At 54.3% G+C, this 14296-nt stretch carries 10 protein-coding genes; 8 read left to right on the top strand and 2 right to left on the bottom strand.

All coding sequences use genetic code 11. The annotated features are described in order from the left end of the window. The first annotated feature begins 36 nt into the window (after positions 1-36). The 7 genes from AMM41_RS11505 to AMM41_RS11475 all read left to right on the top strand — a co-directional run bounded on the left by AMM41_RS11505 (position 37) and on the right by AMM41_RS11475 (position 7482). Complete coding sequence (locus tag AMM41_RS11505; RefSeq protein ID WP_089957919.1) at positions 37-786, top strand: glycosyltransferase family 2 protein; 750 nt, start codon at positions 37-39, stop codon at positions 784-786. A gap of 261 nt (positions 787-1047) precedes the next feature. Continuing rightward, complete coding sequence (asnB, locus tag AMM41_RS11500; protein WP_089957914.1) at positions 1048-2910, top strand: asparagine synthase (glutamine-hydrolyzing); 1863 nt, start codon at positions 1048-1050, stop codon at positions 2908-2910. A gap of 408 nt (positions 2911-3318) precedes the next feature. Next, the gene (locus tag AMM41_RS11495; protein ID WP_089957911.1) at positions 3319-4023 is read left to right on the top strand and encodes a zeta toxin family protein; all 705 of its coding nucleotides are present in this window, start codon (positions 3319-3321) and stop codon (positions 4021-4023) included. A gap of 8 nt (positions 4024-4031) precedes the next feature. After that, positions 4032-4235 (top strand): hypothetical protein, encoded by a 204-nt coding sequence (locus tag AMM41_RS11490; protein ID WP_194944749.1) that lies wholly within the window; start codon positions 4032-4034, stop codon positions 4233-4235. A 281-nt stretch (positions 4236-4516) separates the two neighbouring features. Continuing rightward, positions 4517-5329 carry an asparagine synthetase B family protein gene (locus AMM41_RS11485; protein ID WP_089958038.1) on the top strand — a complete coding sequence of 271 codons (813 nt, stop codon included), beginning with the start codon at positions 4517-4519 and terminating at the stop codon, positions 5327-5329. Positions 5330-5728: 399 nt separating this feature from the next. Then, positions 5729-6748 (top strand): hypothetical protein, encoded by a 1020-nt coding sequence (locus AMM41_RS11480; protein ID WP_228769242.1) that lies wholly within the window; start codon positions 5729-5731, stop codon positions 6746-6748. Further along, a complete protein-coding gene (locus AMM41_RS11475) occupies positions 6742-7482 on the top strand; it encodes a hypothetical protein (RefSeq protein WP_228769241.1) in 741 nt (246 codons plus the stop codon). Before AMM41_RS11480 ends, AMM41_RS11475 begins: the two co-directional genes overlap by 7 nt. A 152-nt stretch (positions 7483-7634) precedes the next feature. Here AMM41_RS11475 and AMM41_RS11470 read toward each other — a convergent pair whose 3' ends face one another. Beyond that, positions 7635-8663 (bottom strand): IS4 family transposase, encoded by a 1029-nt coding sequence (locus AMM41_RS11470; RefSeq protein ID WP_255350443.1) that lies wholly within the window; start codon positions 8661-8663, stop codon positions 7635-7637. Positions 8664-8876: 213 nt separating this feature from the next. Continuing rightward, the gene (locus AMM41_RS11465) at positions 8877-9824 is read right to left on the bottom strand and encodes an Rpn family recombination-promoting nuclease/putative transposase (RefSeq protein WP_089957899.1); all 948 of its coding nucleotides are present in this window, start codon (positions 9822-9824) and stop codon (positions 8877-8879) included. 852 nt (positions 9825-10676) lie between these two features. On the opposite strand from AMM41_RS11465, the gene AMM41_RS11455 reads away from it, so the two are divergent. Continuing rightward, positions 10677-13904 (top strand): beta strand repeat-containing protein, encoded by a 3228-nt coding sequence (locus AMM41_RS11455; protein WP_194944746.1) that lies wholly within the window; start codon positions 10677-10679, stop codon positions 13902-13904. Positions 13905-14296: the final 392 nt, after the last annotated feature.

Below are 14296 nucleotides of genomic sequence, written 5' to 3'. Positions count from 1 at the left end.
TGAAGATCAATTGGCTACGCTTTTTTTGTAAAAATTTTGAAAATCTCCATTATCACAGCCACCTACAACTGTGCTCAGACCCTGGGCGATTGCTTGTGTTCTGTGGCTTCGCAGACCTATTCCAGCCGTGAACATGTTGTCATCGACGGTGCCAGTGAAGATGGCACCTTGGATGTGTTGCAGGCCAGCCGCAGTCAACTGGCCGTGTTGTTGAGTGAGCCAGATCGCGGCATTTACGATGCGCTTAACAAAGGCATTGCACGCGCCAGCGGCGATGTGATTGGTTTCTTGCATGCCGACGATGTGTATGCCAGCCCCGATGTCTTGGCCCATGTGGCAAAAGCTTTTGCCGATCCGGCGGTGTGTGCGGTTTATGGTGATTTGCACTACGTGCGCAAAGACAACATGAGCCAGGTGGTGCGGGTGTGGCAAAGCGCGGTGTTCACACCGCAGCGCTTGGCATGGGGCTGGATGCCGCCCCACCCAACACTGTATGTGCGTAAAGATTGGTACGAGCGTATTGGCGGGTTTGACACCCGTTACCGCATTGCAGCGGATTACTTCAGCATTTTGCAAATGTTCAGCCAGCCCGATTTCAAAGCCGTGTACCTGCCGGTGGTGTTCGTCAAAATGCGCTTGGGCGGTGCTAGCAACCGGTCTCTCAAAGCCATGGTGCGCAAGAGCCGCGAAGACTGGAACGCCTTGCGCCGAACCGGTGTGGGTGCATTCGGTGGGGTAGGGGCTTTGGTCTGGAAAAATTTGAGCAAGTTGGGGCAGTTCAAATAATTTGACTATTAATCATTTTCGACGTTTTTCTTAATCGTTTTTTCGTAAATCTGGGTAGATCCCAGTTTTGATGTCAATGCCGCCTTTGGACAGCTTTGTTGTTTTCTGGTCTTGATATGTTGATTCATCATAAAAATTAACTTTACTTTGTATAAATTTCGTGTTTTTCAATTACAAATATAATAAAATTAATCTAGATGGGTATTTTAAATGCAGGTCATTTATCTGTAATATAAAAATACTCGTATATTAAGATATCACATGTGCGCAATTATTGGAATGGGCAGTACTGCCCATGGGCCTGATCGACGCTGGTTAGCCCGGGGTCGGGACGCGATGACACATCGCGGACCCGATGACGCGGGGGAGTGGTGGTCGGCCGATGGTCGGGTGGGCTTGGCGCACAGGCGTTTGTCCATCATCGATCTGTCGCCCCAAGGGCATCAGCCCATGCATTTGCCCGGGCGTGGTGTGTCCATTGTCTTTAATGGCGAAATCTACAACCACCAGGCCTTAAGAAGTGAGTTGCTTGGCTTGGGTTTCACTTTCCGTTCAAACAGCGACACAGAAGTGCTGCTCGCGGCCTATACCGCCTGGGGTGAAGACTGTTTGGCGCGGTTGAACGGCATGTTTGCCTTTGCCATTCACGATGCCTTGCAACAAAAGTTGTTTTTGGCGCGAGACCGTGCTGGTGAAAAGCCCCTGTTTTATCGCCTGGCAAATGGCAGTTTGCAATTTGCATCAGAGCTCAAAGGGCTTCTGGCCAACCCTGCCAACCCCCGTGACATCGATCCCCAAGCCATGGATTGTTATCTGGGCATGGGTTATGTGCCAGGCGATGCTTGTCTGTTGAGGGGGTACAACAAGCTGCCACCGGCCCATGCGCTGCGCTTTGATTTGCAAAGTGGCCAGACGCAGGTCTGGCCTTATTGGCAACTGCCTGACTTGGCCTCTGAACATGGGGCTGTGGACGACGAGTCTCTGCTCGATGAGCTCGAGGCGTTGTTGCAAGAATCCGTGTGCGCCCAGATGACGGCCGATGTGCCTGTGGGCATTTTGTTGAGCGGCGGGGTGGATTCCAGCCTGGTGACGGCCATGGCGGTGCGGGCATCCAGCCAAGTGCAAACCTTCTCCATTGGTTTTCCGGGCCACGGCAAAGCGGATGAAACAGAACACGCTCGCTTGATTGCCCGCCACTTTGGCACGCGCCACACCGAACTGATGGCCGAAGACGCCAGTGCTGATTTGCTGCCGCGATTGGCGCGGCAGTTTGACGAGCCGATCATCGATTCGTCGATGGTGCCGACTTATTTGGTGAGCCAGTTGGTTCGCCAAAATTGCACCGTGGCCTTGGGTGGGGATGGCGGCGATGAGTTGTTTGGTGGTTATCACCATCACAGCCGCATGCTGTGGATGCAACAGAATTTGGGCCGACTGCCTCTTTTTCTTCGCCAAGGCGTGGCTCGGTCGGCAGAAAAGTTCTTGCCCGTGGGTTTCAAGGGGCGCAACTGGGCGCAGGGTTTAGGCGTTGATCTGGACAAAGACCTGCCCATCATTTCCTCGTGTTTTGACGACCAGTCGCGCTCGCGTTTGATGCAAAAACGTGCGAATTGGCCACTGGTGGCAGAGTCGGTGCGCAAAGCCAGGACGCCTTCACAAACCAACATATTGCAGCGTACGACCCGGATGGACTTTGCCAACTTCATGGCAGAAGGCATTTTGGTCAAGGTGGATCGCGCCAGCATGTTGAGTTCTCTCGAAGTGCGCTCACCGCTGCTGGATCACCGCATGATTGAGTTTGCCTTTGGCAAAGTGCCATCGCGGCTTAAAACATCGCCGACTGAAAAGAAGATCTTGCTCAAGCGCCTGTGCTCACGCCTCTTGCCCCCAGAGTTTGACCTGCAGCGCAAACAGGGGTTTTCTATTCCAATGAACGTATGGCTCAAAGGCGGCCCTTTTCGGACGCTGTTTGACGATGTATTGCGCGACCCGCAATGCAGCTTCGATGCCCAAACCGTCAACAAGCTGATGCGCGACCAAGACAAAGGCCACTTCAACGGCGAACGCCTCTTTGGCCTGGTCATGTTCGAACTCTGGCGTCGCGAATACGGCATATCGTTCTGACGGGGCAGGGGATTTAATTGGGGTCAGATCCCGATTAATTGTTTGGTTTGCTTTGTAGGAGCGACGCCCTCGTCGCGATGAAGCCTCGCAGACCACCACCCCTCGCCCCGGGGGCGGGGCTCCTACAGGGAGAATCCTTGCACACCACCCATCGCCCCGGGGGCGGGGCTCCCACATTTTGTAGGAGCGACGCCCTCGTCGCGATAAGCCTTGCAGGCCACTACCCATCGCCCTGGGGCGGGGTGGCTGGATGAAGACCTGAACAATTTTTTAGCCGTTAAGTATCAAAAAATTGTAATTTATACGTGTAGCGTATGAATATGGGGCTGGTCACAAATTTTTGGGTCGAAGGTCTAGACTTCCCTTGAAATATCTGAACAATGCATGGTTCTTCACAGCACCTAATGAATGACACTCGAAGAGCAAAAATTCTCCAATGAAGCTACTGTTTGGGCCAAAGCCAACAGGACACGTCTTGCCAATGAATTGACATCGATGGCTCGATTTCCAGGGGAGAGCACACCCGTTTCTTTGTTTATGGCGGGTTCACCGGGCGCAGGTAAGTCAGAGGCTGCACGGGCGTTAGCTTCTGAGTTGGGCGAGTTCCTGATCATTGACCCCGACGACTTGCGGCAATACATACCTGGGTATGCTGGACACAATTCGTGGCTGGTGCAGGATGCGGTTTCCAGAATTGTGGAGCGAATTCTTGATAAGGCTTTTCAACAAAAACAGAGTTTTTTGCTGGATGGTACCTTGTCAAACCATGCAGTTGCACGTAAAAATGTAAAGCGTTGCTTGGACAAAGGGCGCTTGGTACAAGTCATTTTTGTGTATCAGGAACCTATACAGGCTTGGACGTTTGTTCAAGCCCGGGAAGCCACTGAAGGAAGGCGGATTCCACCACAAAAATTTGTGGATCAATTTTTTGCTTCTCGTGAAGTTGTTAATTTGTTGAAACAGGAATTTTGCAAGAGCATCAATATTGATGTCATACTGAAAAACATGGATGGAACTAATCGCATGTACCATGCCAACGTTTCAGATATTGATCTGGTGGTGCCTTTGAGATATGACCGAGCCCAGGTGATTGAAATCGTCAATAAAGTTTGAGGTTGAAAATGTCTTTTTTTTCTGGTTTGTTCGAATCAAAACAGCATTTGCTTGCTGACACTTCTTTGTCTCGCTTTATCAGGGATGCGTCATCTGCTGAGAAGAAGAAGGTTTATTTTCGGGTGATGGCAAAGGCTGCAGAAGACCAGAAGAAAGTGATCGAGTTAGCGAAGAATTTGCAGTCTGAAAAGATCCATCAACACGGCACTTGAAGTCTTTCAGACGCCGATTTTTTTACTCACAGTAAGTGTTCGAGGCGTATTGATCCACCACTAATCAAAGCTTCAGGGGCCATGCAAGTGTCCCTTTTGTTTTTGGGTTTGAGCCGGTATCTATGTATCCACTGTCATGCAGGACTCTAGCCTTGGCAGAGTTGGGATGGATTAAACAGCAGGTCGGCCGCTGCAGTGCTGACGTTCATATTTAAAACTTATACAACTTCTTCCCACCATCATGGCCGGGGTGCGACGGCTACGTGCCAGGCAATGGCTGCATGTTGCAGGGGTACAACAAGCTGCCGCCGGCCCATGCGCTGCGCTTTGATTTGCAAAGTGGCCAGGCGCAGGTCTGGCCTTATTCGCAACTGCCTGACTTGGCGTCTGAACATGGGGCTGCGGACGACGAGTCTCTGCTCGATGAGCTCGAAGCCCTGTTGCAAGAATCCGTGAGCGCCCAGATGACAGCCGATGTGCCTGTGGGCGTTTTGTTGAGCGGCGGGGTGGATTCCAGCCTGGTGACGGCCATGGCGGTGCGTGCATCCAGCCAATTGCAAACCTTTTCCATTGGTTTTCCGGGCCACGGCAAAGCGGATGAAACAGAATACGCACGCTTGATTGCCCGCCACTTTGGGACGCGCCACACCGAATTGATGGCCGAGGACGCCAGTGCTGATTTGCTGCCGCGTTTGGCACAGCAGTTTGACGAGCCGATCATCGATTCATCGATGGTCCCGACTTTTTTGGTGAGCCAGTTGGTTCGCCAAAATTGCACCGTGGCCTTGGGTGGGGATGGCGGTGATGAGTTGTTTGGTGGTTTCTTGCTCAAGCGCCTGTGCTCACGCCTCTTGCCCCCAGAGTTTGACCTGCAGCGCAAACAGGAGTTTTCGATTCCCATGAACGTATGGCTCAAAGGCGGCCCATTTCGGACGCTGTTTGACGACGTGTTGCGCGACCCGCAATGCAGCTTCGATGCCCAAACCGTCAACAAGCTGATGCGCGACCAAGACAAAGGCCACTTCAACGGCGAACGCCTTTTCGGCCTCGTCATGTTCGAACTCTGGCGTCGCGAATACGGCATATCGTTCTGACGGAGCAGGGGGGTTAATTGGGGTCAGGCTAATTGGGGTCAGATCCCGATTAATTGTTTGGTTTGCTTTGCTTTGCTTTGTGGGAGCGACGCCCTCGTCGCGATTTACTTTGTAGGAGCGACGCCCTCGTCGCGATGAAGCCTCGCAGACCACCACCCATCGCCCCGGGGGCGGGGCTCCTACAGGGAGAATCCTCGCAAACCACCACCCATCGCCCTGGGGGCGGGGCTCCTACAGGGAGAAGCCTTGAATTAATTGGGGTCAGATCCCGATTGTTTTTGATGTTCAGGGAGCCTTCGGGCTCCTTGGTTGCTTCTGGAGTGCGTCAAAGCACCGGACGACTGTCTTGACAAGTCGAAAAGGAAATAATAACAATAAATTTGACTTGCAACATGGTCGATGTTAGATTGTTTTTTTATGTTAGAAAAGACGCTTCCCCAAGAAACTGTCCGGTATCTGAACCAGGTGTTCGGACCGGAAGGCCTGCGTTTAGCGTCCTGTGACAAGAGCGCTCAACTGCCGTATTTTCTTCAGGATACCTATGACGTCTTGCTTGGCGAATTGATGGGACTGCCGATCACACTGGCCTGTGTCAAGGGTCACCATCCCATGGCGGTTCATCAAGTCAGCCAACATGCAAACCGCTTGCGCGAGTTGTTGCACGTACCGGTCATCATTGCTTTGCCAGAGGTCGCACCCGGTGAGCGCAAGCAGCTGATTGCGCACGGTGTGGCCTTCGTGGTTCCGGACAGGCAATTGTTCGCCCCTCAGATGGGGATGATCTTGACCGAGCGCTTTGGCGCCGGGCCTCGTCAGGTTCAAGAGCTGGCCAGTCCCGCCACACAAGCTCTCTTGATTTGGTTTTTGAATCACCATCCGGTCACCGTGACCTGGCATCCGTTTGAAGAGGCAGCCGCGCTTGGTTATGCCGGTATGACGGCCACCCGGGCCATTCGAGAGTTGCTGCAATTCAAGCTGTTTGAGTTGGAGGTGCGAGGCCGGGCCAAACACCTCAAGCTCAATGGCACACGCCGTGATCTTTGGGAAAAGGCCAAACCTCACCTGCGCACACCGGTCCTCAAAACCATGTGGACCTACGATCGTCGCATTATTGAAGTGACGGGCGCACCTTGGGCTGGCGAGAGCGCATTGGCACGCATGACCATGGTCAATGAGCCGCAACAGCAAGTGCTTGCCATGACGGCTGAGGCTGGGCAGAGGGCCCGGCAGGCGGGCATCTTCTTTGAGCCACGGGAAATTGCCGATGGCATTGCCATGCAGGTGTGGCGATATGAGCCCGGCATGAAAGTGAAGGAAAAGACCGTGGATCCCTTGTCTTTGTGGCTCAGCCTGAGGGACAACCGTGATGATCGGATTCAGATGGCGCTCGATGAGATTGAGGAGAAGTTTCTGTGGTGAGAGGGTTGGCGATTTTTCAGGCGTGGTTCAAAGACTTCGAGAACCAGTACGTCCTGATCGGCGGGACAGCAGCTTCGATCACCATGACCGAGGCGGGGCTGCCCTTCAGGGGCACTAAGGATCTGGACATTGTTTTGCATGTGGAAGTTTTGACGCCTGCGTTTGGCCAGAAATTTTGGGAATTCGTGCAAGCCGGTGGCTACCAGCAAAAAGAGGGCGACCCTGAGCAAAAGCCTTGCCTGTACAGGTTCCAAAAGCCCCAAGACGAAGATTTCCCCCACATGCTGGAATTGTTCTCGCGTGTGCCGGACGGATTGAGCTTCGTCCCACCAGGCCATCTCACGCCCATCCCGATGAATGAGCAGATTTCCAGCCTGTCAGCCATATTGCTGAATGATGAGTACTACCAGTTCGTGCTTGCTGGCCGCAAGAGTAAGCACGGCATGCCATCCTGGGTGGGCGAAGATCGACTTATTCCGCTCAAGGCTGTTGCCTGGTTGGAAATGACCGAGCGGGTCCGTCAGGGTGAGGCGATTGACTCCAAAAAAATCAACAAGCACTTGACCGACATCGTGCAGTTGTCCGCACTGCTGCAGCCGGGTCAGGTCATTGAGTTGCCTGTAAAACTCCAAATCGACTTGGTGGCTTTTAGCAGGGCTGTCGTTGCATTGAATCGCCCCGAACAGTTGCAAGCCATGGGCCGGGTTGCAAGCGCATACGCTTTCGACTTGTAAATCGATCTGAGCCACGATGGCATGGTTGGCCCATGCCCGGCCTTGTCATTTCTCACGCCAAAACTCAAGCCGCTAATGTCAGCGGCGCCAAGAGTGGACGCCCCCGCAAGACGTCTGTTGAAGTTGCCCGAATTTAATTGGGGTCAGATCCACTACTGTCCGGAGATTTCTGGGAAAAGACAAAACTGGGCTTCAGGCTCCCCGGTTTCATCGTTTAGCAACTGCTCACCGAGCAGTTCGGCCAGCGGCTTGACCTCGAACAAGGACAAGCTGAGGACCTGCAAGATGGCGTGCATTGACCCCTCCAACGCGAGTCTTTTTTTGACAATGGCCACCACCACGTAGGTGCATACAGCGCACCAAATTTGGGTTTTGACGGCGTTGGCGCTGGTGCCTACAAATGCCTTGATACGCAAGTTTTGTTTGATCCACTTGAAGAACAATTCGACCTGCCAGCGGCTTTTATAAAGCTCGGCAACGTGGCTCGCTGGCAAATCAAAATGGTTGGTCAAAAGCGTGATGTGGCGGGCTTGCTCGACAAGGTAGAACTCGATTCTGCGCAATGGCCATGTATAGGTTTTATGCGTTTGTTGCCCGGTCAGCTCGATGGACTCATCTGTGAGGATCACAAGGCTCGGGGTTTCAGGCGGAGTCGGTACGGAGTTAACGACGCGGTATTTCAATGGGTACTTGGAGCGCACGACAAAGAAGGCACCCTCATGACAAAAGCGCACGAGTCGTGCCATGTGAACGTAGCCTCTGTCCATGATGTAAAAACTGCCAGCCTCCAGGCGAAGATGGTCTAAAAAGGTTGCATCGTGCACGCGCGAACCTGTGATTTGAATGAAGGCTGGAATGTTGCCGCGAAGGTCGAGCAGCGTGTGCACTTTGACACCCGCACGGCCCTTGGTTGCAGGGGCCCAGTCAAACAAGCTCAGGCACAAATCGATGATGGTGGAGTCGATGGCATAAACACTCTGATCCAGGTCCAGCCCAAAAGCATCTTGGCCGTAAAGGCTGCGAGCAACACCGATGAGGTGCATGGCAAAGTCTTCAAAGATCCTGCAGTCTCGTCGCTCGTTGGCATCGGCCAAAGTGGAGCGAGCAACCTGGCTGCTAAACCAAGCTTGCCTTTGTGCATGGGCGCACCTCGCAAAAAAGCAAAGTGTGCTGCCAAGCAATGGACTATTCAAATAGATTTCGACTTGAAATCAAAAAAATCTATACAAATCATGAGGTTAGCGGCGGGGCCTGGAAAATCTCCGGACAGTAGTGGATCTGCCCCCAATTAATGACCCCAATTAACATTGGCGCAGGTTCATGTCGGGGCTAAAGCCGCCGACCTACGGGGACGGTCTTCGCAGGTCGGTGTTTTAGCGCCAAAGCGGTGTGCCTCACCGTGGGACATCAGCCCCCAAAATGTCCAAAACCTGCTGCCCAGTCAGACCGGTGAACTGGCTGATTTGGGCCACACCCAGACCATTGGCGTGCATGGTGCGAACCATCTCGGCTTTCTCCTCAGCTTTGCCCTTGGCAATGCCCAAGGCTTCTCCCTCAGCTTTGCCCTTGGCAATGCCCAAGGCTTCGCCCTCTGCCAAGCCCTCTGCCTTGCCCTTTGCCTCTGCGTCTTCTAGCACCGTCAACTCAATTCGCGCTTTGTCGATTTGGATGTGGTAAGCCTCCAGCTCTTGCTCGGTAAAGGCCGCTGCCTCCACCAACTCCAGGGCCAGGGCAATGTCCGGGTCTTCGCGCCAGCTGGCGTCTGCGTCGGCACCTTTGGCGGGACTCTCGCCCACTTCGCTCATGAAGCGCAGCCACTTGACCAGCATGCGTTTATCGGTGCGGCTTTGGGGCGTGAATTTGGGCAGTTCAATGAACACAAACTCCAACCCCTCCAACACCCGCCGGGGCTCGTGCTGGCGCACGATTTGGTAATGGTGGTAATACTCAGCCGTTTCGCGATCAAACACTTGGCTGGTCAGCGCCAAGGCATACACCGGCTGCAAGCTGGCGTAGCTGTGACCCGCGTGCAGCTGCTTCACATAGGCCTGGCTGGCCGAAAACATAATGCGCTGCTCAAAGCTGGTGCTCCACAGCATTTGCATCTCCACGATGAAGGTGCGTCCGCGCTGGTCTTTGCACTTCACATCAACGATGGAGTTTTTGTACAAACCCGGCAGTTCGGGAACTTGCTCGGGCGTCAGGTATTCCAAGCTTTCAATCTGGCCATCGTCAGGCAGTGGCAACAGCGCATTCAAAAAACTCCGCAACAAATGCTCATGCTCGCCAAACACGCGTTTGAAGGCGAGGTCCACTTTGGGGTCGAGGTAGCGGGTGGGCATGGCGGTGTTTGAGGGGGCAAAGATGTGATTTTATCGACCTCACCGTCTTCTGTAAGGGGTGGTTTGGCGCAGGTCCCTGTCGGGGCTAAAGCCGCCGACCTACAGGAGACCGAATTAATGCGAATCTGACCGCAATTTTTCAAACACGCCCCCGGGCGATGGTCTTTTGGCTTTGTGGGAGCCCCGCCCTCGGGGCGATGGGTGGTGGTCTGCGAGGCTTTTTCGCGACGAGGGCGTCGCTCCTACAAACACGCCCCCGGGCGATGGTCTTTTGGATTTGTGGGAGCCCCGCCCTCGGGGCGATGGTTCGTGGTCTGCGAGGCATATCGCGACGGGGGCGTCGCTCCTACAAACACGCCCCTTTAGGCGATGGCTTTTTTTTGCTTTGTGGGAGCCCCGCCCTCGGGGCGATGGGTGGTGGTCTGCGAGGCTTTTTCGCGACGAGGGCGTCGCTCCTACACATCACATCTACGGGGATCTGCCCTCTGAATTAATTGGGATCTGACCCCAATTAATTTGACCCCAATTAAATGGTGGTTTTTGCGGGCGCGAAACTGACAAAAGCTACATATATCGTTTTTAGAATTCAAATCGATTTAATTGACAAAAAAATTATACCTTTTATTTAATCCTAAACACCGTCAAATGTGACTGTCGTCACAGTTTTATGAATTAGCAGTCGCTAGAATTCGCAACATTAAGAAAAATAACAAATACTTTTAGACTCAAAGCGCATTGGCTTGAGTGCCTTGATTCACAAGGTTCTCAAGCGAGTGTGGGCAAACCAGCGCTCGTACTCGGGTTTTTTTGCAAAGAGACCCTCATCACAAACCGTTCCAAAAAGGAAAACAAATGGCTATCGTTACAGATACAGTGTCAGTTCAGCGTTTTGCTATGGGCTTGTTCGGCGTTCAAGTCGGCACCGTCACCATGGCACAGGTCGACAAACAAATCGACCGTTCAAGCTTGGGCGCAACGCTCAACAGCTACTACGTTTCCGCCTTTGGTGCGCAAACCACCGCCCAAGTCGCTGCCACTTTGGTGTCCAACTTGGGCATCACCGGTGCTGGCGTTGCCGACGCAGTGGCTTACGTCACCGCCAAGCTCAACGCTACAGCCCCAGCAGCTCGCGGTGAAGAAATCGCCAGCATCATCAACATGTTCTCGGGCATGACCAACGACGCCGTTTACGGTGCCGCTGCAAAAACCTGGAACGCCAACGTCGATGCCGCTGCAGCCTATGCAGGCGCGGCCAACGTCGCCTTTGGTTCCGTCATCCAGCAATCCCTGACCGCAGGCATGGACGTCTTGTTTGGCAGCAGCTTGGCTGACCAATTCAACGCCGATCTGACAGCTGGCGGCAACACACTGCAAAGCGGCGACCGCCTCGACGGCGGCGCTGGCAACGACACACTGCACGCCATCCTTGGCACCAACGGTGACCAGTTCGCCATCACAGCCAAAACATCGAACATCGAAAAAGTCATTGTGCAAGCCCAGGCGCTGGCCGCTGACACAGGCGACAACAACGTTGCTGGCATGGGCGAAAGCGTTTATGGCCTGCAAGGCTGGTACGGCGATAACTTCGCCACCAACAACGTCGTCAAAGTGGACGCCGGCCGCATGAGCGGTGTGAACCACTGGGAAAACAACAACAGCCGTGCTGACCTGTTTGTTGAAGACGTGCGCATTGCCGACAACCAAATCACCAAAGACATCACCATCACCATGCGTGAAACCGATCCCGGCAACGTGGACTTCGCGGTGTACTTTGACCAAAACAGCCTGCGCAACTCCAGCGCATCGACTTCGCAGATCAACCTGCAAGTCATGGACACACGCGCTGTGGTGGACGGCAAAGCTCCTCTGCTCAACAGCCCCTACGGCGGCTTCAAGTTCACAGCCACCGACAGCAAAGGTGTGGCCACTGTGGTCACTTTGCAGTCTGACGCCATCGACGCCGCACAAACTTACACCGAATTGGCTGCCGCCTTCCAAGCCGCTGCCGACAAGCAGTTTGGCGCTGGCGCCGTGACAGTCACTGTGGGTTCTGACTTCTCGGTCACTGACACCACCACAGCCCAAAGCGTCACAGGCAAAGAAGTCGTCATGAAGACTTCGTCCGCATTCACCTTCACCACCCCCGCCGGTTCTGGCTGGGTGGCTGCGGGTGTCGTGCCTGCCAACTCTGGCCTGCACACCAACTTCAGCCAAGGCTCCACCACCAACAGCGACCCTGTCACCAGCACCATCGTGTTGGACGACGTGGGCCGTGGCTCCACTGGTGGCGACTTGGTTGTGGGTGGCTTGTCGGTGGGCGACACCTCCACATCCAAAGGCGTGCAGCGCTTTGACATCACCGTCGAAGACAACAGCAAACTGCAAAACATCGACTCGACCAACAACACCCTGCGTGAAGTTTCAATCGTCAACGGCACCACCACCCGCATGACCGACGCCTACACCAAGACCGTCAAAGATGCAGGTAACCTGACCGTCAAAGGCAACTGGAACGACACAACCCAAGGCAATGCACTGCCAGGCGCTGTCAGCGACAACTACGGTTTAAACGACGTTCGCCTGATCGAAGCCAGCACCTTCAAGGGCATGCTCGACATCGACGCCGTCCTGTCCGACAACGTCACTGCCAAGTACCTGAACTTGGCCGACACAGCACCCGACGCACCAGCTGCTGACAACGTCACGTTTGCCTACAACCTGGGCACCAACAACGACAAATTCAGCTTGGACATCGACGCCAGCAACCTGCAAGCATCGGGCACCACCACACGCGAAGACTTCGTGTTGTCCATCAACGGTGGCGCTGGCAAAGACGCCATTTCGGTGGACATTATCAACGGCGGATACGAAGATGGCTCGGCTGCTTGGTACAACAACAGCAAGCTCAACGCTAACCTGTCTATTGACGGCGGCGCGGGTGACGACACCATCAAAACCAAAGGCGGCGGCGACTGGAAAGTCACAGCTGGTGATGGCGACGACACCGTGTACAGCGACAACTCTGGCGATAAAGCCGTGTGGGTCTTCAACACGACTGAGCAAGCTGGTGCCGCTGTTGCAGGCTCCGCCCTCACACTGACCGACCTCAAGTCATCGGCCAACACCAAGTACAACCTGTACAAAGGCGTTGCCGAAGTCACCTTCCGCGGTCTGACCAGCAAAGTCAACATCGACAGCACGGCTTACATCACGACCGACCTGCAAATCAACCAAGCCATCAAGAAAGCCATCAACAGCGACGCCGTTCTGAGCAAGCTCTTGCTCGCCACAGACGGCCCCGCCAACACTTTGGTGGTGACCTCGTTGATTGACGGCAAAGTGGAAGTGAAAGATTTGGCTGTTGCCATCACCAAGCCTGCCGCTGGTGTGTTGACGGCCGCTGACATCGCTGCCGCTTTCACAGCCTATGCCCTAACAGGCACAGCCACTGAAGCCCAAGTGTTGACCGCCATGGACGACACCACCATGGACGCCGTAGGCGGCGACTATGCGGCCAACTTTGGTGTGAATGTGACCACAGTCAATCAGACCCCATCGTACGCATTCGCCGAAGGTTCTGACAGTGCCAAAGTCGCCGACAGCACCCACACCCTGGGTGCAGGCAACGACGTGTTGGTCTTGAGCACAGATGCTTTGGTCACAGCGCCTGCTGCTGCCAGCAACGAAAAAGTGGTCTACAACGCCGTGGCCTTTGGCAACGACGTGATCGTCAACTTTGAAGTGGCTGGTGACGGCATCGACACGATGGACTTCACAGCTTTGGGCGGCAAAAAAGCGGCCTTCAGCGCCGCAGCCACCACCACCGATGGCCTGATCATGATTGTGGACACGGCAACTGCCAACAACACAGAAGCCGCTGTCAAGACAGCCTTGGCTGCTGCAGACGACACGACCGCCTCCAAAGGCATCTACATCGCCTACAACGCCACCACCAACGTGGGCACCGTGTACCAAATCGTTGACGGCACTGCCGCCTCCGACTTGACCGCCACCGCCATCGGCACCATCGACCTGGCCGACACCGCCTGGGCCGGCCTGACTGCCGCCAACTTCGCCTGATCAAACAGGACAGCCAAGCCGAGGCCACAAGCCCCGGCTTGCCTGAAGCCAAGGGCGATTGATTCGCCCACCGCTTGAAGCCCCCCAAAAAACCGCTTGCAGCGAAAGCCGCAAGCGGTTTTTTTTCGTCCGCCCCTCGTTCTCTGCCTCTGTGGGAGCGACGCCCCCGTCGCGATACCCCCCCACAAACCACAACACCCCATCAAAACCCCACCCCCAAACCCCACTCCCCAAAAACCAAATTTACAAGTATTACCACCTCAATCCCCCACCCCACCCCAAACCACTCAAAAACTCAAAACCATTAGACTTAAATTAATACTTTTAAATGTCACTTTTTACACTTTAAAGATTACCAAAGAATTACACTTAAAAGCCAAAGCATGTGACTG

It is taken from the genome of Limnohabitans sp. 2KL-3, from assembly GCF_001269405.1.
GTDB lineage: Bacteria > Pseudomonadota > Gammaproteobacteria > Burkholderiales > Burkholderiaceae_C > Limnohabitans_A.
This window is presented reverse-complemented; position numbering and strand designations above follow the sequence as displayed.